This window comes from Acinetobacter gyllenbergii, assembly GCF_001682515.1.
GTDB classification, from domain to species: Bacteria; Pseudomonadota; Gammaproteobacteria; order Pseudomonadales; family Moraxellaceae; genus Acinetobacter; species Acinetobacter gyllenbergii.
This window is the reverse complement of the sequence record NZ_KV575261.1, coordinates 691,538-712,064: the sequence shown is the minus strand read 5'-3', so window position 1 is coordinate 712,064 and position 20,527 is coordinate 691,538. Positions and strand designations below refer to the sequence as shown.

The 20,527-nt window shown below is 41.0% G+C and carries 21 protein-coding genes; 7 read left to right on the top strand and 14 right to left on the bottom strand.

Going from position 1 to position 20,527, the window contains the following annotated elements; all coding sequences use genetic code 11:
• Positions 1-17: 17 nt before the first annotated feature.
• Genes NG55_RS03560 through NG55_RS03550 form a run of 3 tightly spaced genes read left to right on the top strand, consistent with a single transcriptional unit; the run spans position 18 to position 2,147 of the window.
• Entirely contained in the window at positions 18-620 is a 603-nt protein-coding gene (locus tag NG55_RS03560) for an alpha-E domain-containing protein (RefSeq protein ID WP_065342349.1), read from the top strand.
• Positions 617-1,396, top strand: coding sequence for a transglutaminase family protein (locus tag NG55_RS03555; RefSeq protein ID WP_065342348.1), 780 nt, complete (start codon positions 617-619; stop codon positions 1,394-1,396). The genes NG55_RS03560 and NG55_RS03555 overlap by 4 nt, the downstream gene beginning before the upstream one ends.
• A gap of 16 nt (positions 1,397-1,412) precedes the next feature.
• Positions 1,413-2,147, top strand: a complete 735-nt coding sequence (locus NG55_RS03550; protein ID WP_005293001.1) for a proteasome-type protease — start codon at positions 1,413-1,415, stop codon at positions 2,145-2,147.
• Positions 2,148-2,202: 55 nt separating this feature from the next.
• On the opposite strand, the gene NG55_RS03545 is transcribed toward NG55_RS03550, so the two are convergent.
• The 4 genes from NG55_RS03545 to NG55_RS03530 all read right to left on the bottom strand — a co-directional run bounded on the left by NG55_RS03545 (position 2,203) and on the right by NG55_RS03530 (position 5,771).
• On the bottom strand, positions 2,203-2,673 hold the full coding sequence (locus NG55_RS03545; RefSeq protein ID WP_065342347.1) for a DoxX family protein: 471 nt from the start codon (positions 2,671-2,673) through the stop codon (positions 2,203-2,205).
• Positions 2,674-2,735: 62 nt separating this feature from the next.
• Positions 2,736-3,809 (bottom strand): alanine racemase, encoded by a 1,074-nt coding sequence (gene alr / locus NG55_RS03540; RefSeq protein ID WP_065342346.1) that lies wholly within the window; start codon positions 3,807-3,809, stop codon positions 2,736-2,738.
• Between the two features lie 60 nt (positions 3,810-3,869).
• Positions 3,870-5,315, bottom strand: coding sequence for a replicative DNA helicase (gene dnaB, locus NG55_RS03535; RefSeq protein WP_065342345.1), 1,446 nt, complete (start codon positions 5,313-5,315; stop codon positions 3,870-3,872).
• Positions 5,316-5,435: 120 nt separating this feature from the next.
• Positions 5,436-5,771: a winged helix-turn-helix transcriptional regulator gene (locus tag NG55_RS03530; RefSeq protein WP_004654415.1), complete on the bottom strand. Its 336-nt coding sequence runs from the start codon at positions 5,769-5,771 to the stop codon at positions 5,436-5,438.
• A gap of 124 nt (positions 5,772-5,895) precedes the next feature.
• Between NG55_RS03530 and NG55_RS03525 the strand changes: the two genes are divergently transcribed.
• Positions 5,896-6,450 (top strand): NAD(P)H-dependent oxidoreductase, encoded by a 555-nt coding sequence (locus NG55_RS03525; RefSeq protein WP_065342344.1) that lies wholly within the window; start codon positions 5,896-5,898, stop codon positions 6,448-6,450.
• A gap of 87 nt (positions 6,451-6,537) precedes the next feature.
• Here NG55_RS03525 and rplI read toward each other — a convergent pair whose 3' ends face one another.
• Genes rplI through rpsF form a run of 3 tightly spaced genes read right to left on the bottom strand, consistent with a single transcriptional unit; the run spans position 6,538 to position 7,619 of the window.
• Entirely contained in the window at positions 6,538-6,984 is a 447-nt protein-coding gene (rplI, locus tag NG55_RS03520) for a 50S ribosomal protein L9 (protein WP_004654410.1), read from the bottom strand.
• Positions 6,985-6,996: 12 nt separating this feature from the next.
• A complete protein-coding gene (gene rpsR / locus NG55_RS03515; RefSeq protein WP_000090661.1) occupies positions 6,997-7,224 on the bottom strand; it encodes a 30S ribosomal protein S18 in 228 nt (75 codons plus the stop codon).
• Between the two features lie 11 nt (positions 7,225-7,235).
• A complete protein-coding gene (gene rpsF, locus NG55_RS03510; protein WP_004654408.1) occupies positions 7,236-7,619 on the bottom strand; it encodes a 30S ribosomal protein S6 in 384 nt (127 codons plus the stop codon).
• A 174-nt stretch (positions 7,620-7,793) separates the two neighbouring features.
• On the opposite strand from rpsF, the gene NG55_RS03505 reads away from it, so the two are divergent.
• Complete coding sequence (locus NG55_RS03505; protein ID WP_065342343.1) at positions 7,794-8,288, top strand: hypothetical protein; 495 nt, start codon at positions 7,794-7,796, stop codon at positions 8,286-8,288.
• Between the two features lie 154 nt (positions 8,289-8,442).
• On the opposite strand, the gene cyoE is transcribed toward NG55_RS03505, so the two are convergent.
• The 7 genes from cyoE to ppsA form a co-directional block, all read right to left on the bottom strand.
• Positions 8,443-9,321 carry a heme o synthase gene (gene cyoE, locus NG55_RS03500; protein WP_016540972.1) on the bottom strand — a complete coding sequence of 293 codons (879 nt, stop codon included), beginning with the start codon at positions 9,319-9,321 and terminating at the stop codon, positions 8,443-8,445.
• A gap of 10 nt (positions 9,322-9,331) precedes the next feature.
• The gene (locus tag NG55_RS03495; protein ID WP_005242336.1) at positions 9,332-9,661 is read right to left on the bottom strand and encodes a cytochrome o ubiquinol oxidase subunit IV; all 330 of its coding nucleotides are present in this window, start codon (positions 9,659-9,661) and stop codon (positions 9,332-9,334) included.
• Complete coding sequence (gene cyoC, locus NG55_RS03490) at positions 9,661-10,281, bottom strand: cytochrome o ubiquinol oxidase subunit III (RefSeq protein WP_005274296.1); 621 nt, start codon at positions 10,279-10,281, stop codon at positions 9,661-9,663. Before cyoC ends, NG55_RS03495 begins: the two co-directional genes overlap by 1 nt.
• A gap of 4 nt (positions 10,282-10,285) precedes the next feature.
• The gene (cyoB, locus tag NG55_RS03485) at positions 10,286-12,277 is read right to left on the bottom strand and encodes a cytochrome o ubiquinol oxidase subunit I (RefSeq protein ID WP_004806017.1); all 1,992 of its coding nucleotides are present in this window, start codon (positions 12,275-12,277) and stop codon (positions 10,286-10,288) included.
• A 3-nt stretch (positions 12,278-12,280) separates the two neighbouring features.
• On the bottom strand, positions 12,281-13,336 hold the full coding sequence (gene cyoA, locus NG55_RS03480; RefSeq protein ID WP_016540973.1) for a ubiquinol oxidase subunit II: 1,056 nt from the start codon (positions 13,334-13,336) through the stop codon (positions 12,281-12,283).
• A 299-nt stretch (positions 13,337-13,635) separates the two neighbouring features.
• The gene (locus NG55_RS03475; protein ID WP_016540974.1) at positions 13,636-14,397 is read right to left on the bottom strand and encodes an RDD family protein; all 762 of its coding nucleotides are present in this window, start codon (positions 14,395-14,397) and stop codon (positions 13,636-13,638) included.
• A gap of 350 nt (positions 14,398-14,747) precedes the next feature.
• Positions 14,748-17,126, bottom strand: a complete 2,379-nt coding sequence (ppsA, locus tag NG55_RS03470; RefSeq protein WP_016540975.1) for a phosphoenolpyruvate synthase — start codon at positions 17,124-17,126, stop codon at positions 14,748-14,750.
• A 158-nt stretch (positions 17,127-17,284) separates the two neighbouring features.
• On the opposite strand from ppsA, the gene ppsR reads away from it, so the two are divergent.
• Positions 17,285-18,121 (top strand): posphoenolpyruvate synthetase regulatory kinase/phosphorylase PpsR, encoded by an 837-nt coding sequence (gene ppsR / locus NG55_RS03465; RefSeq protein ID WP_004654391.1) that lies wholly within the window; start codon positions 17,285-17,287, stop codon positions 18,119-18,121.
• Between the two features lie 275 nt (positions 18,122-18,396).
• On the top strand, positions 18,397-20,496 hold the full coding sequence (locus NG55_RS03460; RefSeq protein ID WP_065342342.1) for a sensor domain-containing protein: 2,100 nt from the start codon (positions 18,397-18,399) through the stop codon (positions 20,494-20,496).
• Positions 20,497-20,527: the final 31 nt, after the last annotated feature.

Genomic DNA, 20,527 nt, shown 5'->3' with positions numbered 1-20,527 from the left:
GAAAAGGGAGGAAATTTATGCTTTTACTTAGTTCAAGTGCTCAACATGTTTACTGGTTAGGACGTTATTTATTCCGCATTGCCTATGTGGCAGAACAGCTACCTTTTGTAGATGATCAGCAGGCTTCCAAATTTGCACAAGCGCTTTGTTTGCATATTGAAGATGCAGAGAACTTGAACCAATTCATGTTAGACCGACAGCAGCCTTATTCCTTGTTGAGCCAACTTGAGATTGCACGTGACAATATTCAGGAATTAAGGGGCTTGTTGACGGCACAGGCCTATGCGGAACTGAATTATCTGATTAAAAGTACGGCTGCGGATGGATTCGAGATTCAAACTGTGGTGCAAAATTGTTGCGATATTCTAAAAGCAGAACAAGAAGATATTTTTCTATTCTTCCGTATTGGGCAATGTATTGAGCAAATCGATACCTATTTTAGATTTCAACATAATCTTCATACTGTATTTGATACGATTGATCCAACTATTGAGCGGTTATATCATTTGGGATGGCAAGACATACAACCGTGTTGGGAGACATTAAAAGAACAGCCATATTTAAATCAGTTTTATGCATTTACCTATAAATTGGAAAATCAATTTGAGGCATCCTCATGAAACTTATGGTGAATCACCAGACGCATTATCGCTATAGAGAAGTTGCACGGAATAGTGTCCAGTCGATCAAGATGATGCCGCAGAGCTCTCGGCACCAAAGTATTGAGAATTGGCATATTAGTGTTCCGGGACAATATTCGTGTCAGCGTGATGCGTTTAACAATCTGTGGATTACCGCAACACAACGCCATGATTATCGTTATCTGACGATCATGGCGCAAGGTGTGGTAGATCTGCATGCGACTGAGTTGGGTTATGTCGAGACCGATATTTCACCGATGATATTTTTACAGCGGACGGCGATGACTTGCTGTGACCTGACCATGTCAGATTTCGCACATTCGATTGTTACTGTCAAAGACCGACAGCATTTGATTGTTTTATCAGAAAAAATTTTAGAGCAAGTGCCGTATCAACCTGAAAGTACCTCTGTAACGACCTCTGCAATTGATGCATTTTATGCAGGTCAGGGCGTCTGCCAAGATCATACACATATATTAATTGCCATGTGTCGTGCGCTACAATTACCAGCACGTTATGTATCAGGCTATATCTACGATGAAAATCAACCGCACCTTGCCAGTCATGCATGGGCCGAGATTTTTGTGGATAATGAGTGGTATTGTTTCGATGTAAGTAACCAGATATTTACACCCCAAAATCATATTTATGTTGCGGTCGGGCGCGACTACTTAGATGTTGCACCAGTGCGTGGCATTCGTGAGCAAGGTGGGGTGGAAAGCATGATGTCTGTGGTACAGGTTTTGGCATGTTAAGTATAAAGAGAGAAAGATGACCTATTGTTGTGCATTAAGATTAGAGCAGGGTTTAGTATTGATTAGTGATACTCGAACTAATGCTGGGGTCGATCATATTTCTGTATTTCGCAAATTGCATACCTTTGGGGTGGAGGGTGAGCGTTTCATTGCGCTACAAACATCCGGTAATCTAGCAACGACTCAGGCTGTGATAGGACATTTGCAAAATGCTTTGGCGCTGCATCAAGAACCCAACTTATATAGTGCCAATACCATGTTTGAAGTGGCTGAGCTGGTGGGTAAAACCTTACGTAAAGTGCTTGAAGATATTACCAGCGATACGCAAGAACAGATGAATTATTCTTGTAGCATCTTGGTCGGCGGGCAGATTCAAGGCGAAGAAATGCAGCTGTATAATGTGTATCCGCAGGGCAACTTTATTTGTGCAACCATTGATACGCCTTATTTTCAGATTGGTGAAAGTAAGTATGGAAAACCGATTTTAGATCGTGCCTTGTATTATGATATGCCCTTAGATGATGCTCTACGTTGTTCACTCATATCTTTTGATTCAACTTTGCGATCTAACGTTTCAGTCGGCCTACCTTTAGATGCTTTGGTTTACCATAAAGACAGTTTTATAATTCCAGAAGGTAAGCGTATTGGTGAAGATGATCCTTACTTTACCCAAATCAGTAAACAATGGTCAGAGACTTTGCGCCGTGGTTTGCAAGAATTGCCAAAACCAACTGCTGACTACGGTTTATAACTTCCGTTAAGTCTCTCTCAAAAGAATGCATAGAGCCTTTTGAGAGGGAATTATCCTAAGAGGTTGGTCTGTTTTTGCTTAGGATGCGATCCAGCGACAAGATGCTTGGTCGAGATGTAATCAGTATCGCAAGAATAAACATATACAACAGGTCATGGATGTAGAAGAACCAACTAAGCCAACTTATCGTGTCTAATCCATTGGGGATGGTATGGATCCCAACCGTGTATAAAGCGGTTAGACAGATTATAAATAACAAGATACTACTGATTTGAGTTAACAAACCGATAATCAAGAATAAACCTGCGAACATCTCCGTGGCAGACACAAAGCTGCTCATGATTTCTGGAAATGGAATGCCTGCTTCGGTCATCGTTTCCAGCATAATCAGTTTGTTTTTTTCAACGAAAAGCTTGTTGAAACCTGTAGTAAAGAAAAAAATGCCGATCGAAATTCGGATCAGAAACAGAACCAATTGCTGGATCGGCATTTTATAAAGCGGATTATCGTAAATTAGTTTGAACATGCTGAATCGGATGGGTTAAAACCCTTATTAGAGGTAAAACCCAAAAATTGATCAAGTCATGTTTAGTTATCTAATTGACGTCTTGGGCGTTGGGTGAGGCGGCAAAGTAGCTCGTAGCCGATGGTTCCGTTGGCTGCTGCCACATCATCAACCAAGCGAGATTGGCCCCAAAGCTCAACTTTTGTGCCAATTTCTGCTTTAACAGTGCTGATATCAATCGCGATCATGTCCATACTGACACGACCAACAACAGGGACCAGTTGTTGGTCGATGGCAACAAAGTTTTGTTTGATATACGCACGTGGATAGCCGTCACCATAGCCAATCGAAACAATCGCGATCTCTGTCGGACATGTGGCTGAATAGGTCGAACCATAACCGACAAATTCACCTTGTTGAATCTGATTCAGTGCAATGATTTCGGCACTAAAGGTCATGACAGGCTTTAGATCGAGTTCATGTACGTTTTTATCGGCAAAAGGTGATGCGCCGTAAAGCATGATACCGGGACGAACAAAATCAAAATGCAGTTCAGGATATTTATAAATTGCAGCAGAATTACAGCAAGACACCAAGATTGGTTCACAGGCTTGTTTGACCTGTAAGAACTGCTGCTTCTGCTGTTCATTTAAAGGATGCTCTACATCAGCATTGGCAAAATGCATGGCAAGTACACAGGTAAAACCTTCAGTTTTTAAACGTTGAATGACTTTAATGATTTCATCGACTTTGAAACCTAAGCGGTTCATGCCGCTATTTAGTTTGACCCAAACTTTTAAGCCTAATGTGTTGTAAGCGGTTTTATGTTGAATCAACCATTCAACTTGTTGTGCGTGATGGACAATACATTCAAGTTTCTGTTCAATAACTTGTGTCATTTCATCTTCAGCAAATACACCTTCAATCAGGGTAATGGGTTGAGTATATCCCAGTTGCCTGATCTCCAAAGCTTCTTCTAAACAGGCGACACCAAAAGCGTCCGTGGCCTCTAAGGCGGCTAAACAGTTCTTAACTCCATGTCCATAGGCATTGGCTTTGACCATACTGACGATTTTTGAATGTGGAGCAAGTTGTTTAACACGGTTTAAATTATATTGCAGTGCTGCACTGTCAATATAAACTGTTGCTTGGCGCACCCTGATTTCTCCTTTGGGTCGGCTAGGAAATGAGATAATGCAATTTGAATCGCGAAGGGCTTATTCCTCATCCTCATATTGAGCATAGAACTCAGGCGAGAGGTTACTAAAACGGGTATATTGGCCTTCGAAGGCAAGACGAACGCTACCAATTGGACCGTTACGCTGTTTACCGATGATAATCTCGGCAGTGCCTGCTTCTTTAGATTCTTTGTTATAGACTTCATCACGGTAAATGAACATGATCAAGTCGGCATCCTGCTCGATCGCACCCGATTCACGCAAGTCTGACATGACTGGGCGTTTGTTTGGTCGGTTCTCCAAACTACGGTTCAGCTGCGATAGTGCAATCACAGGACATTGCATTTCTTTGGCTAAGGCTTTTAAGCTTCGTGAAATTTCCGAGATCTCGCCGACACGGTTATCGCCCATACCAGGGACTTTCATCAGCTGTAAGTAGTCGACCATGATACAGCCGATTTTCCCATCATGCATTTTGGCCACACGACGAGCACGGGCACGAAGTTCGGTGGGTGGTAGGGCAGACGAGTCATCGATATAGAGATGCATTTCTTGTAGCTGAAGAATGGTGCCTGTCACTTTGGTCCATTCGTCTGCATCGAGATTACCTGAACGTAAATGCCCTTGATGGACTTTACCCATGGCTGAAATCAAACGCATGGCAATCGAGTCTGCTGGCATCTCCATCGAGAATACCAGAGCAGGTAGGCGGTTGTATTGCAGTACACTTTCAACCAAGTTCATGGCGAATGTGGTTTTACCCATTGATGGACGTGCCGCAACAATAATTAAATCCCCAGCCTGCATTCCCGAGGTTTTGTTATCGAGTTCCAAGAAGCCCGTGGTTAAACCGGTAATGTTGCCATCAAGTTTAGACAATTCATCTAATTTAGTAATGACATCTGCAGTGACAGAGCTGATGGATTTAGGCCCAGAATCTTTTTTATTGTTATTGTGCTGTTCGGCCAAAGAGAAAATACTGGTTTCTGCTAAATCAAGAATCTCACTGACAGGGCGACCTTTGGTGTCATAGGCATTTTGTAAAATATCACTGCTGATCTTGATCATGTTACGCAGAGTTGAAAATTCCTTGATTTTATTTGCATAAATTTCAAGGTTATAGAAACTTGATGGAGAGTCTGCCATCAATTGCATCAAGTATTCTTCACCACCGATGGCATCTAACAAGTTTTGTTTGAGCAACCAATCATTGACCAAAACAGCATCATAAGGCGAGTTTTCTTGTGCCAGTTTCTCAATGGCACGATAGATATATTTGTGACGTGTTGCATAAAAATCATTTTCTTTAAGTAAGTCACTAACTTGCTCAAAAGATTCTGCAACCGTCATTAAGGCTGCTAAGACCGCTTGCTCGATGGCTAGGTTATGCGGTGGGGTACGGAATTCTTTTAGCTGACCTGAGTCACTCACTTTACTCTCTGTGCTTGGAGAATTTTTTGTAAAATTGGCATTCGCCTGTGACATAACAAGACCTAATAAAAAGATGAAACAATACCGAGTGACTATCTTAATCCAAATGGAGCGTATCGGCACAATTTAATTCAGTGAAAATTGTGTAAGTGGCGAAAAAGTGTGGTTCAGCAGTTAGAGCCGATTGGATGCACCCCATTGGCACATCATGTCTAATAATGGAATCAAGGACAGCCCGCGTTCAGATAAGCTGTATTCGACTTTGGGTGGAATTTGTGGATATTCCTTACGAATAATCAATTGGTCTCTTTCCATTTCTTTCAAGGTCAGACTCAAAGTTTTAAAAGAAATATTCCCGATGGAGCGTTTTAGCTCATTGAATCGCATGATGGATTTATGCTGATAAAGCCAATACATAATGATCATTTTGTATTTGCCATTGATCAAGGAAAGTGTATATCCAAAATCTGTTTGCTCTAAGTCAATTTGGGGTGGGGCGCAAGTTTCCATTATTCTCTGCTGACACTAACTTTTAGTCTAGTATATAACCATCATGACCGTACTTAAATTATCTCTAGCATGCTTTCATAATCGACTCATCACTATAACTGTACGATCAATGGAGTCTATTGAAATGAAAAAAACGCTTGTGATTGTTGCTCATCCTGACATCAATAATTCCATTATAAATAAATGTTGGATTGAAAAATTACATCAATATCCTGAGCAGTTCACTGTACATGAGCTTTACCAAAGTTATCCAAATGCTCAGATTGATGTGTTAAAAGAACAAGCTTTGGTTGAAGCACACCAAAATCTAGTATTTCAGTTCCCTGTGTATTGGTTTAACTGCCCACCATTATTAAAGCAATGGTTGGATGATGTCCTGACTTATGGTTGGGCTTATGGTTCAGTAGGAAATCAGTTAAAAAATAAGAAAATAACCCTTGCAGTATCGACTGGAAGTAAAGCACATGATTATTCAGTGGATGGGCGACATCAAGTGAGTTTAGAAACTTTGTGTGCTCCTTTTGAATTGACTGCACGTTATGTCAAAGCCGATTATCAGCCTGTTTATGCTTTTTATGGAATGGAAACCCAGCCAGAGGAGGGTGAGGTTTTACCTACAATCAATGATGTTGAGCAAAGTGCAGAGGATTATGTGAAATATTTATTAGCGATGCATTAATGATGTTTTATACCAGATTTATTCCTAAAACAGGATCATTAGACATAAAAAAAGAGCATGTAAAACATGCTCTTTTCTTTGCAGAAATTACTCAGATACGATAGTAACGAGAACTTCAGCAACAACATCATGATGCAATTGGATTGCGATGTTGAATTCACCAGTGTGACGAAGCGCACCGTTTGGTAAACGAACTTCTGCACGGTCAACAACAAGACCAGCATTCGTTAAAGCATCCGCGATGTCACGAGTACCGATAGAACCGAACAATTTACCTTCGTCACCAGCTTTCGCAGTGATCACGATGTTAACTTCGTTCAATTGTTCAGCACGTGCATTTGCAGCAGCTAATACTTCAGCTTCTTGCTTCTCAAGTTCAGCACGACGAGCTTCAAAAGCAGCAGTGTTTGCTTCAGTTGCAGCTACAGCTTTACCTTGAGGGATCAAGAAGTTACGACCGTAACCAGCTTTAACTGATACTTTGTCGCCTAATTTACCAAGGTTCTTAATGCGTTGTAATAAGATAACGTCCACAGCTCACCTCACTTACTTATGGTTGTCAGTGTACGGAATCAAAGACAAATAGCGAGCTTGTTTAATAGCTAACGCTAATTGACGTTGATAACGAGCTTTAGTACCTGTAATACGGCTAGGAACAATCTTGCCGTTTTCAGTGATGTACTGTTTTAAAGTGTCGATATCTTTGTAGTCGATGTACGCAACATTCTCAGCTGTAAAGCGGCAGAACTTGCGACGACGGTAAAAACGTGCCATTGAGGTTCTCCTTATTCAGCTTCTTGAATTGCTTGTTGTGCTTCTTCACGTTGAGCTTTACGCGCACGTTTTTCTTCAGCACTCTTAGCAAGTAAAGATTCTTCAGTAATTGCGTGTTCACGACGGATGATGATGTTACGAATGATTGCGTCGTTATAACGGAATAATTCTTCTAATTCATCAAGAGTCGTTTGACCACATTCAACATTCATAAGAATGTAGTGTGCTTTGTGAATTTTGTTAATCGGGTAAGCCAATTGGCGGCGGCCCCAATCTTCTAAACGGTGAATTTGACCTTCAGCTTCTTTGATCTGAGAGATATAGCGTTCAACCATACCTACAACTTGATCGCTTTGGTCTGGATGTACCAATAGTACGATTTCGTAGTGACGCATTGTCAGCTCCTTACGGTTTAAGCAGCCCCTAAATATAAAAATTTAGAAGCAAGGAGTCATAACTTAAAAGTTATGTCGCAAATTGCGAAGCGGGGATTATATTCAAATTGACGCTATAAAGCAAATTTGCCATAGTCTTTACATGATATTTTTTAAATAAAATAGGCAATAAGCATGGAACAACGCTTTTTAAAAACAGTTGCATTGATCGAGTCAATTTTACAGTCAGGCACTGCGGAGGCATACTTTGAAGTGTTTGAGCAATATGAAGGGAGTATTTATCAAGTTTTAATGATTGTTGATTGGAGAGAAGAAGATGAAGTAATTGTTGAATATTGCGAAAAAATATTGCAAACAGGGAATTTAAGCGTAGAGACAGAAAGTGCTGATAATACCCAAGGTTTTATCATTCGTCTTCATTACAAAGATCAAGCACTGATCATTCCTTATCAGGGCGAGGGTGCTGATCGAGATACCACCTTAAAAGCATTAAATCAAATTTTACAGCCAGATTATGAAATCCGTTTTTGTGAGCCTTCCGATGGTTCCGATACCTTGGAGTTCATCCCATTACCAAAAGCATTATGGCAAAAATTAGATCAAAAATATTCACATCAGATTGATCAATTGTTTAGACGATTTGAGCCAGAGAGTGTGTTCTTTGGCTAAATGATGTAGCAGCGTAATTTTTACGATTGTAAAAATAGGTGCAGAGTATAAACAATACATAGTTTTCATTTAGGCAATAAAGAACTCAATGTTTTTATTGCACGAAATGATAAAAATTGGGAGAGCATAAAAAGATAGAGTGTTCTCTATCTTTTTAAAAAATAGGGAAGAGTGGTGCAGGGCTTTTAAAAGTAAAGCTAAAGCTTAAACTGATGACAGTAACGAGAATTACTGAGAAAAGGAAAAAGCGTTTTGCCCAAAGCTGATCATCTTCGGCTTTGAATCCTAAAATAGCAAGGTAGAGCCAGTAAATGCAAAGTACATTACAGATAACCAAGAAAACCATATTGGTATATCCATAAACATAGAGTGCATTCATCGCTAGAGTAAATAAAACCACATAAATCAGTGATTCGATTTTTGTTCTAAGGATGGAACGGGCTACAGGTAAAATAGGAACTCCTGCGTTTTTGTAGTCGTCAAAACGATAAATTGCGATTGCCCATGAATGTGGCATTTGCCATAAAGCATATGCAACAAAGATCAGTAGCGCCGCCATATCGAACTGATGACTTACAGCCGTATAACCAATAACAGGGGGACTCGCTCCGGAAATACTACCGATGACGGTTTGATGGATAGTGGTACGTTTTGTCCACAAACTATAAAAACCGACATAGACTACAAAACCAATCACAGCGAATAAAAATGCATAAGCATTGACATAGAACCAGAGCATGCTAAAGCCAATTACACCTAGAACCAATGCATAACACAGGGCAACAGTAGGGGAAATGGTTTTTGTCACAAGTGCGCGATTCATGGTGCGCTGCATTTTTTGATCGATGTCTTGATCAATAACATTATTGACCACACAACCAGACGCAACCACAAAAGTTGTTCCGAGCAGGGTAAGCAATAATAAGAGGTAGTCTATAGAGCCTTGGGCGGCTAAGAAGAAGCCGCCCAAGGTGGTAATAAAATTACCGAAGAGAATTCCTGGTTTAGTCAGGAATAAGTACTTTTTCCACATGACAATCAGTTTAGATCATCATGTTGTAGTGTAGGTAATTCATAATCCACACAGAGCCGACTAAAAGTACAGCGATACATAAGATTGTGTAGATAAATGCAATAAGGTTCCAACGTTGTTCAGACGATGTATTCATGTGTAGGAAGTACACAAGTTGTACAAGTACCTGAGCAACCGCAGTAATTGCAATTACTGTAACTAAAACGCCACGGCTGAAACCACCTGACATCACCATCCCGAATGGGATGATGGTAAGGATAACAGAAAGGATAAATCCAACAGTGTATTGTTTAAAGTTACCGTGTGACGCACCTGCAGCATTATGGTCATGACTACTCATTAGAGAACTCCCAGTAAGTAAACGACGCTGAATACACAGATCCAAACGATGTCAAGGAAGTGCCAGAACAAGCTTAAGCAAGCAAGACGACGTGTATTCGGTAAGGTCAAACCATTCTTTTTGATTTGATACATTAACACTAACATCCACACCAAACCAGAAGTTACGTGGATACCGTGTGTACCAACCAAGGTAAAGAATGCAGATAAGAATGCACTGTGAGTTGGGCCATGACCTTCGTGTACGAGGTGATGGAACTCATAGATTTCCATACCAATGAACGATGCACCGAAAAGGAATGTAATGAATAACCAAGTGATCACTTGATTTACATTCTTTTTATAAGATGCAAGTACAGCAAAACCAAATGTTACCGATGAGATCAATAAGGCAAATGTTTCAGTTAACACGAAGCCTAATGAATCATGGAACAGGTCATATGCACTTGGAGTTCCTGGTGGAATATGACTGCTTAATACAGCGAACGCAATGAAGAGTGATCCGAAAAGAATCAAGTCACTCATCAAGTATGTCCAGAAACCAAAGACCGTTAAGTCTGTATCATCATGTTCATGATGACCATCGTGGCCGTGGTTGTCGTGATGAAGTACTTCAGCCATTTCCTTAGTCCTTCTTCAAGTGTTTTTCAAGTAAAGCATAGCGTTCGTTTTCAATACGCTCAACTTCAGCAGCAGGAACGTAGTAGTCAACATTCTTAGTGAATGAGCTTACGATCAAGCTAACAATTGCTGAAACGAAAGAAACGACAGCGAGCCACCAAATATGCCAGATGAGTGCAAAGCCAAGAATCGTAATGAACATTGCAATGACAAAACCAGCAGCACGATCAGTCGGCATGTGGATGTCTTCATATTTAGTGTTACGTGCGTATGCTACACCATTTTCTTTGTCAGTCCAGAAACGGTCAACGCCGCTTGCATCTGGTTCATGCGCAAAGTTATAGAACGGAGCAGGAGATGACGTTGCCCATTCAAGGGTACGGCTATCCCATGGATCGCCTGTGTGGTCCATGTTGTCCTTACGTTGTAAGAAACCAACGATGATTTGCATTAAGAAACATGCAATACCGATCGCGATAAGAACAGCACCAAACAATGCAATCGCCAAGTACGGATCCCATTCAGGGTTGTCATATGTATTCAAACGACGTGTCATACCCATGAAACCAAGGATATAAAGTGGCATGAATGCAAAATAGAAACCGATGAACCAGAACCAGAACGCAGCTTTACCCCATGCTTCGTTGAGCTTCCAACCAAACATTTTTGGCCAGTAGAAGATGATGCCGGCAAACATACCAAACACCACACCACCGATAATTACGTTATGGAAGTGAGCGATCAAGAATAATGAGTTGTGTACAAGGAAGTCCGCAGGTGGAACAGCCATCAATACACCAGTTAAACCACCGATACCGAATGTTACAAGGAAGCCAAGCGTCCATAACATAGGTGTTGTATAGGTGATGCGACCTTTATACATGGTGAATAACCAAGAGAAGATTTTCACACCTGTAGGAATCGCAATAACCATGGTCATGATACCGAAGAACGCATTCACGTTCGCACCAGCACCCATGGTAAAGAAGTGGTGAAGCCATACAACGAACGCAAGTACAGTAATTGCAATCGTCGCATACACCATAGACTTATAACCGAACAACGCTTTACGAGAGAAGGTTGCAACGATTTCTGAGTATAGACCAAATGCTGGCAATACCAAGATATATACTTCAGGGTGACCCCATGTCCAGATCAAGTTCACGTAAAGCATTGGGCTACCGCCAAGCTCATTGGTGAAGAAATGGAAGCCGAAGTAACGGTCAAGCGTCAGCATTGCAAGCGTACCTGTTAATACAGGGAATGATGCAATGATGAGTACAGCCGTACAAAGTGAAGTCCACGTGAAAATCGGCATGTCCATCAATTTCATGCCAGGTGCACGCATCTTGATGATGGTAACAAAGAAGTTAACACCAGATAAAAGCGTACCTAGACCAGAAACCTGAAGTGCCCAGATATAGTAGTCAACACCCACACCAGGAGAATATTGAATGCCAGATAGAGGAGGGTAAGCCATCCAACCAGTCGCAGCAAATTCACCCAATACAAGTGAAAGCATCATCAAACCAGCAGCGCCTGCGAATAACCAGAAGCTTAAAGAGTTTAATAATGGGAAAGCAACGTCACGAGCACCAATCTGTAAAGGTACAGAGATGTTCATCATACCTACAACGAGACCCATTGCTACGAAGAAGATCATGATCACACCGTGTGCTGTGAAGATCTGGTCATAGTGGTCAGGATGTAAGTAACCTTCGCCGCCGCCTTTCGCGAGGAAAAGTTGTAGACGCATCATGATCGCATCGGCGAAACCACGCAACAGCATGACAACAGATACGATGATATACATGATACCAATCTTTTTATGGTCTACAGTGATAAACCACTCATTCCACAAATATCCCCATTTCTTGAAATAGGTGATACCGCCCAAAACAGCAATTGCACCAAGTGCCATAAAGACCATGGTGACAAGTACAAGGGGTTCAGTCGGGATAGAATCCCACCCTAATTTACCAAAAATCATATCCATGTCTTATTCCCCTTGAGCAGCGTGTTCTGCTGCAGCATGAGTTTCTGCTGTTGCATCATGTCCAGCAGAATGGTCAGCACCGTGATAGTTACTCATGTAGTGGTTGATGATTGTTTCAAACAATTTTGGTTCAACTGATGAGTAATAAGTCACTGGGTGTGGCTTAGTCGGGAACGGTTTCATCGCTTCAGCTTTAGCAAGTGCTTCTTCATCACCAGCAGCTTTAGCACGATTCACTAAATGCTCGATCTGATGCTTAGAACGATCGCCATCTTTAAGCGTTGCTAACTCAGCTTGGTCAAGTGTACCTTTTTGAATTGCTTCAGGGTTAATACTTGTACCATTACCAGCTTTAACTGCTTCTACCCATTGTGCAAATTCTGGCTCAGTCACGCTATGTGCTTTAAAGCGCATTTGTGAGAAACCGTAACCTGAATAGTTTGCTGAGAAACCACGGAAGATACCTGGTTCATCGGCTAATAGGTGAAGGTGAGTTTGCATACCAGCCATTGCGTAAATCTGACCGCCTAACTGTGGGATGAAGAACGAGTTCATCGTAAAGTTAGAAGTGATTTTAAAGCTTACTGGTGTTTGTTCTGGGAAGCGTACTTCGTTTACCGTTGCAATGTTTTGCTCAGGATAGATAAAAATCCATTTGAACTGTTCAGCGACAGCTTGAATAGTCAATGGTGCTTTATCTGATTCTAACGGACGGTAAGGGTCGTACTTGTGGGAACCCCACCAAGTTAACCAAGCTAAAATACCAATAATAATGACAGGTACACCCCATACAACGATCTCAATTGTCGTAGAGTGTGCCCAAGTAGGTTTATAGTCTGCATCTTTATTCGACGCGCGATATTTCCAACCAAACCACAATGCCATAACGATTGATGGGATTACCACCAACAGCATTAAATAGATCGCAGTCATCATCAAGTTACTTTGACCTTGACCAACTGGACCTTTATTGTTTAGAAGTACCATATCACCGCCACACCCAGTTAAGAGCGCGGCCATCGTTGATAAAGACAATACAGCTAAAATCGTTTGTCTCATTTTACAACCTCGGTGAAGAGTCCCATTCCCTAATTAAAATTATGGGATAGCGATTAAAGTGTCGCGTGATTGATAAGAATTGTTTAAAAAGTGCTTAGCAATCACGCGACACCGCAACGTTGTTGGGCATTATGCCTCATATTGAAAAACTAAGCTACTGATAAAGTGGCCTGAACTGCTTGTTTTAAAACCCGATTTATTTTGTAGGGATTAAGGTTGAGTTAAGTTCTTTTTGTATAGATATCAATTTAATATATAAAAAAAGAGGAATAAATCCTCTTTTGTTTATTGATTTGTGATCACTGTTTAATGACTTTGGTTTTTGCCAATTTATCGTGCAAAGTTTGACGCTTTTGAGTAAAAGCGAATAAAGCATAATCAATCACAGTGATGATTGGAACGAGAAGAAGATTCAAAATAATGAATAATACGCTTCTCAACCAAAAGGCACGAATTGTACTCACTTGAGTGGAGGTCTCGGCGTCTACAATTTTAATCTTGGCGATTTTTTTACCAATACTTTGACCAGATTTTGCAATAAAGAATGCTTGAATCATGAGCATGATAATCAGATAAGCAAAGATCATCATCCATGCTTCATTCGGAATTAATTGCATCAATTGATGTTGTAATTCCACTGCTTTATCAGATGCCATTTGGGTGGCTTGCATCTGTTTTTGGATTTCAAATAATTCTTGGTATTGGCTTTCATTAAAAAAGAAAGATGGGATAGAGGCCATCGGTAGCCAAAGGATGAGATCAAAAACTTTGGCAAGAGCGCGCGAATGAAAAGGTGCGAGTTCTGGCGCTTTTTGTTCGACCTTGATTTTGTAAGTTGGCTCGTTCGTTTCAGTTTTAATTTGAGCACTAAAAGGAGAGTAACCTACAGGTTCGTAGACAAGTTTACCTTGTGTGAGTTCACCAAGTGTTTTCCATTCAGTCATACCTTCATGCCAAGCCAAATCTGTTAGTAAAACTTGTTGACTGGCAAGCATTTGGTTCACTTGTTCTAAACTGTAAGGTCCTGCTTGTTGATTGTTACGAGCCAAGTAAATTTGCATAATTTTAAAATCTCAATTACAAGGGTGTGTTGACATTTCAGACATGTCTGGCGTTATAGGCTAAAACAACCCAAACAAGGCATGAAACGTAGACAATGGCAGTTCCCTTGTCAAGCTTCATAACGAAGTTTGGGGAGGTTTTAGCCATAACCCTACGGGACAAGGACATTTTTGCCACTACTGCGTTATCTTGCGCAGCTATAATCACTGCTCATTATTTAGAATGGCTAAATTGCGTAAGCCATGCCTTGTATTGTCTAAAAATGTCCGTTGTCGCAAGTATCTCTGAAATCTCAACAGACCCTACGATGAAAAAGACCCTACGAAAGAGGGCCTTTTTCTAAAAAAGACTAGGCTTTCTTGATTTGTTCTTCAGCAAGGAAGAACCAAGTATCAAGTACTGAGTCAGGGTTAAGTGACACAGATTCAATACCTTGTTCCATAAGCCATTTAGCAAGGTCAGGGTGATCCGAAGGACCTTGACCACAAATACCAACGTATTTTCCTGCTTTGCGGCAAGCATGAATTGCCATAGAAAGGAGTGCCTTAACTGCTGGATCACGCTCATCAAATAAGTGAGATACGATACCAGAGTCACGGTCAAGACCGAGTGTTAATTGTGTTAAGTCGTTTGAACCGATAGAGAAACCATCGAAGTGCTCAAGGAATTGCTCAGCCAATAATGCATTGGTAGGTAATTCGCACATCATAATGATTTTTAAACCATTCTCACCACGTTTCAAACCATTTTGAGCAAGGAGTTCAATTACACGTTTTGCTTCAGAAACAGTACGAACGAATGGAATCATGATTTGGATATTGGTTAAACCCATTTCATCACGTGCTTTTTTCAAGGCACGGCATTCAAGCTCAAAACAGTCACGGAAGTTATCAGATACATAACGACTTGCACCACGGAAACCCAACATTGGGTTTTCTTCTTCAGGCTCGTAGAGCTTACCGCCGATCAAGTTTGCATATTCATTCGATTTAAAATCAGACATACGTACGATGACTGGTTTTTCTGCAAATGCAGCAGCAAGTGTCGAGATCCCTTCAACCAATTTCTCGACATAGAATTCGATTGGAGAAGAATAGCCCGCAGTACGTGCCATGACAGCAGCACGAGTCTCACGTGGGAGGCTTTCAATATTTAACAATGCTTTTGGATGCACACCGATCATACGGTTAATGATGAATTCAAGACGTGCAAGGCCGATCCCTTCATTCGGGATTTGAGCAAAGTCAAATGCACGGTCTGGGTTGCCAACGTTCATCATGATTTTGAACGGCAGTGATGGCATTGAGTGAATCGAGTTACGTTGAACTTCGAAATCTAATGCACCTTCATAGATGAAGCCAGTGTCGCCTTCGGCACAAGATACGGTCACTTCTTGACCATCAGAAAGGACTTCAGTGGCATTACCACAACCAACAATTGCTGGAACACCTAGCTCACGTGCAATAATAGCGGCGTGACAAGTACGACCACCACGGTTGGTAACGATCGCAGCAGCACGCTTCATTACTGGTTCCCAGTCTGGGTCAGTCATGTCAGAGACAAGTACGTCACCGTCCTGAACCTTATCCATCTCTTTAATTGAAGTAACAACGCGAACTTTACCTGAACCGATACGTTGACCGATTGAGCGACCTTCACAAATCACAGTACCGCGTTGTTTTAACAGGTAGCGTTCCATTGTGCCGACGTTTTGACGACTTTTTACCGTTTCTGGACGTGCTTGAACGATATAGATCTGACCGTCATCACCATCTTTCGCCCATTCGATGTCCATTGGCGAACCGTAGTGCTGTTCAATGATCAGCGCTTGTTTAGCCAACTCATGTAACTCATGGTCATTTAAGGCAAACTGTTGACGTTCTTGTTTTTCAACATCAACCACCACCACTGATTTACCCGCTGCACCTTCTTCACCATAAATCATTTTTTGGTGTTTAGAGCCAAGGTTACGGCGTAACACTGAGTGTTTACCCGCATTTAGAAGTGGTTTAGATAAATAGAATTCATCAGGGTTCACCGCGCCTTGTACGACCATTTCACCCAAACCGTATGATGCAGTAATAAAGACCACATCACGGAAACCAGATTCTGTATCTAGGGTGAACATAACACCTGCAGCACCTGTCTCTGAACGAACCATACGTTGTACGCCAGCAGAAAGGGCAACAACACTATGTTCAAAACCTTGGTGTACACGGTAAGCAATCGCGCGGTCATTATAAAGAGAAGCAAAAACTTCTTTGATCGCGATTAAGATATTATCAATCCCGCGAATGTTGAGGAAGGTTTCTTGTTGGCCTGCGAAAGACGCATCAGGTAAGTCTTCAGCAGTAGCAGAAGAACGTACAGCAACAGCAATGTCTGGGTTGCCGTTTGAAAGTGCAGCAAAAGCTTCACGAATTTCTTGTTCTAATGTCGCAGTAAGCGGAGTTTCAACAATCCAGTTACGGATTTTTGCACCAGTTTCAGCAAGTGCATTTACATCTTCTACATTTAGCTGAGCAAGTTCAGCCTGAATACGAGCGTTTAAGCCGCTTTGATCCAAGAACTCACGATAGGCAGCTGCAGTTGTTGCAAAACCACCAGGTACCGATACACCAGCATTGGATAAATGGCTGATCATTTCACCCAAAGATGAGTTTTTCCCACCTACGAGTTCGACATCGTGTTTTCCTAATTTTTCCAGACCGATTACGCGCGCTTCCAAAGTATTTACTCCACTTTTTTTGCAGTATGAATGACCATCATTGGTATGAAATTATACAAAAGTGCTTAGATTTAGTGTTTTACTAAGCGACAGTCATGTTAGATGAGTTTACTATAAAGATTATAGAGCACTAAGACAAATGTTTAAGGAGAATTTTGATGCCCGTAAGTAAAGAAATTAAACGGAGCGTTTTTTTTATTTCAGATGGTACCGCAATTACCGCAGAAACCCTTGGACATTCACTACTTGCGCAATTTCCAAACGTCGATTTTGACATTCATATTATGCCGTATATTGCCACTGAAGAAGCAGCAATGGTGGCCGTGGCCGAGATCAATGCCTGCCAATCTCGAGATGGTTCTTTACCGTTGGTTTTTGACACTTTGGTCGATCCACATGTCCGTGAAATTATCAATACTGCCAAGGCGGTCAATCTCGACGTTTTTGAAGGTCTGATTAGCAAATTAGAACAAGAGTTGGGTACACCGCCGACGACCTTGGTTGGACAAACCCATGCTGTCACCGATTCAGAATATTATAAGGCACGTATTGATGCGGTACATTTCGCACTAGATAATGATGATGGGGCCAGAACACGTCATTATGATAAAGCCGATATTATCTTAATTGGCGTATCTCGTTCTGGTAAAACGCCGACCTCAATTTATTTGTCATTACAATTTGGTATTCGTGTTGCAAACTATCCTTTAACTGAGGAAGACCTCGATGACAATCGTTTGCCAAAAGTGCTACGCGAACATAAAAACAAGTTGTTTGGTTTGATGATTGATGCGGAACGTTTGGTTGCAATTCGCAGTGAACGTAAAGCCAATAGCCGCTATTCAAGTTTTAGTCAGTGTCAAATGGAACTGCGTGCCATTGAGGGAATTTATATCTCGGAAGGGATTAAATATCTGAATGTGACAGAGATGTCGATTGAAGAAATCTCAACACGTGTTTTACAAATGACGGGATTGAAACGTCGTATTGGTTAGTGAGATTGGGCTACCTAAGCCTTCTGGATGAGGTAGTCCGTAATTTTTTGATCGATTTTATAAGAAAAAGTTTGATAAATATCATTAATTTTAAATAAATAATTGATATTGAATAACAAAGTAAACTTAACTTATCAGTGCAGTAATTGCTGATAATTTTATTGCATTTCTGCTACAATATTGTGACTCAAATCTCACTTTTGTTGTTGGTGGTCTATGGCTTTTATTGCAACTGAATATCTTGATTCTAAGAGTTCCGTTTGGAACAGAAGTCTGTGAACTTGGCTATCTCTTTTCATGCTAATCGTCAAATGAGTGAAGCTCAGAAAAACGTTTTTAATCGTATTCCAAGTTTAGTTTGGCTACTCTCAGAGCAGGGTGACACTTATTTTTTTAATAGTGTAAGCCAAGAGTATATTGGTTTCAATGACTTAGATCATTTTGTGAAAGATTGGACTGACTTAATCCATGGTGAAGAAAAGCCACTCTTTCAAAGTGAGTGGCAGCAAGCGTTTGCCAATAAAACGCCATTTCAAATGGAATGCCGGTTAAAGCATCAATCAGGTGCGTATCGCTGGTTTTTATTGTCGGCTAGATTTATAGAAGCGAATTCAGAAGAAAAGGCACATTGGTTTATCAACAGTGTCGACATTCATGAAACCAAGCAGTATCAGCAAAACTTAGTCCAATGTATCAACGCTCAAACCAACATGCTGGATAATAGTATTGATTGCATCAAATTACTGGAAGCGGATGGTTCTTTACTGCATGTAAATAAAACAGGATGCATTGCGCTTAACATTTCTCAAAGTCAGCAAAGTTTTGGAATGAAGTGGGCTGAACTGTTACCTGCGGAAATACGTTCCAAGGCGGCTTATGCCTTGAAAACAGCTCTCAAAGGCAAAACTGCACGTTTTCGGGGGATGAGTGGTGAAGGTACAGCAAGACAATATTGGGATAATTTGCTCACTCCGATATTAAATGATCACGGGCAGACCATTCAGGTTCTGTGTCTGTCTCGAGATGTGACGACACAAAGACAGACTGAAATACAATTACAACTTTCGAGTGAACTGGACGATTTAACGGGATTGTACAATCGTCGTTTCTTTAAATTACAACTTAAACGCTCATTACATCGACATAAAAAAAGTGAAAAGCTACTTGGTTTGATGTTATTGGATTTAGATTATTTTAAACATGTGAATGATACGCTTGGTCATGCAGCTGGAGATCATTTACTCCGTGTTTTGTCTAAGCGAATTGAACAGATTTTACCTGAAAATACTTTTGTTGCTCGTTTAGGTGGTGACGAGTTTGCGATTGTCGTGAACGGAATTGAGACACAAGCTGCGCTTGAGAAAATTGCAATCGATGTGAGTCGACAGTTAGAAGCTCCGATTACTTATGCTGGGAATTTGATTAACGGCAGTATGAGTATTGGCTGCACGATTTATCCACGAGATGCCAAAGATTCAGCCAATTTAATGAAGTGTGCTGATACGGCACTGAATGATTTGAAAGCGACAGGGCGAGGTGGATTTCGAATGTTTAACCCACAGATGCAGATTGCCGCTCAAAACATTGCAATTCAATTAAATGACGCACGGCATATTATCCGTGATGACCTAATCGTTCCATTTTATCAACCCAAGGTACGTTTGACGGATGCCAAGGTTGTAGGCTTCGAGGCATTGTTACGTTGGCAAACGGACGATCAGCATATTCATTCACCTCGTAAGATTGAACAAGCATTTCACGACTATATTCTAGCGACTAAAATTAGTGATGCGATGCAAAATAAAGTTTTTAAAAATATCGCAGCTTGGATCGCACAAGGGTTAGAGGTTGTTCCTGTCTCAATCAATGCAGCGCCTGTCGAGTTTCTGAAGGATAATTATGCTGAACGTTTATTACATCGTTTAAATCTGTATAAAATTCCTCATCATTTAGTGGAAATTGAAATTACTGAACAGATATTGGATGATCGTGGTTCTGATTATGTAGTTCGAGCATTAAATTTATTAAAACAACAAGGCGTTAAAATTTCACTGGATGATTTTGGAACAGGACACTCGTCTTTAACCCGCTTGCGTGATTATCCTGTTGATTGTTTGAAAATTGATTGTGAATTTATCCGCCAAATGAATGAGGATGATGCGATTTTAGCCATCGTTCAAGCCATTATTGCCTTAGGACCAAAGCTTTCCTTGGACATTGTTGCTGAGGGGATTGAGAACATTGCACAACTCGAATTGCTCAAATCATCTGGATGTTCTATTGGTCAGGGGTATTTATTTAGCCCTGCGGTCAATGTACAACAAGCCACAAAAATGCTTCAAGCTGGAATTCAGATGGACGAATACAGATGCTAAGTCGACAGGGTTGATTGAGAGAATAAACCTT

Coding starts and splice junctions, on each gene's coding strand:
- NG55_RS03560 (WP_065342349.1), top strand. CDS start 18: ATGCTTTTACTTAGTTCAAGTGCTCAACATGTTTACTGGTTAGGACGT.
- NG55_RS03555 (WP_065342348.1), top strand. CDS start 617: ATGAAACTTATGGTGAATCACCAGACGCATTATCGCTATAGAGAAGTT.
- NG55_RS03550 (WP_005293001.1), top strand. CDS start 1,413: ATGACCTATTGTTGTGCATTAAGATTAGAGCAGGGTTTAGTATTGATT.
- NG55_RS03545 (WP_065342347.1), bottom strand. CDS start 2,673: ATGTTCAAACTAATTTACGATAATCCGCTTTATAAAATGCCGATCCAG.
- dnaB (WP_065342345.1), bottom strand. CDS start 5,315: ATGTCACAGGCGAATGCCAATTTTACAAAAAATTCTCCAAGCACAGAG.
- NG55_RS03530 (WP_004654415.1), bottom strand. CDS start 5,771: ATGGAAACTTGCGCCCCACCCCAAATTGACTTAGAGCAAACAGATTTT.
- NG55_RS03525 (WP_065342344.1), top strand. CDS start 5,896: ATGAAAAAAACGCTTGTGATTGTTGCTCATCCTGACATCAATAATTCC.
- rpsR (WP_000090661.1), bottom strand. CDS start 7,224: ATGGCACGTTTTTACCGTCGTCGCAAGTTCTGCCGCTTTACAGCTGAG.
- rpsF (WP_004654408.1), bottom strand. CDS start 7,619: ATGCGTCACTACGAAATCGTACTATTGGTACATCCAGACCAAAGCGAT.
- NG55_RS03505 (WP_065342343.1), top strand. CDS start 7,794: ATGGAACAACGCTTTTTAAAAACAGTTGCATTGATCGAGTCAATTTTA.
- cyoE (WP_016540972.1), bottom strand. CDS start 9,321: ATGTGGAAAAAGTACTTATTCCTGACTAAACCAGGAATTCTCTTCGGT.
- NG55_RS03495 (WP_005242336.1), bottom strand. CDS start 9,661: ATGAGTAGTCATGACCATAATGCTGCAGGTGCGTCACACGGTAACTTT.
- cyoC (WP_005274296.1), bottom strand. CDS start 10,281: ATGGCTGAAGTACTTCATCACGACAACCACGGCCACGATGGTCATCAT.
- cyoB (WP_004806017.1), bottom strand. CDS start 12,277: ATGGATATGATTTTTGGTAAATTAGGGTGGGATTCTATCCCGACTGAA.
- cyoA (WP_016540973.1), bottom strand. CDS start 13,336: ATGAGACAAACGATTTTAGCTGTATTGTCTTTATCAACGATGGCCGCG.
- NG55_RS03475 (WP_016540974.1), bottom strand. CDS start 14,397: ATGCAAATTTACTTGGCTCGTAACAATCAACAAGCAGGACCTTACAGT.
- ppsR (WP_004654391.1), top strand. CDS start 17,285: ATGCCCGTAAGTAAAGAAATTAAACGGAGCGTTTTTTTTATTTCAGAT.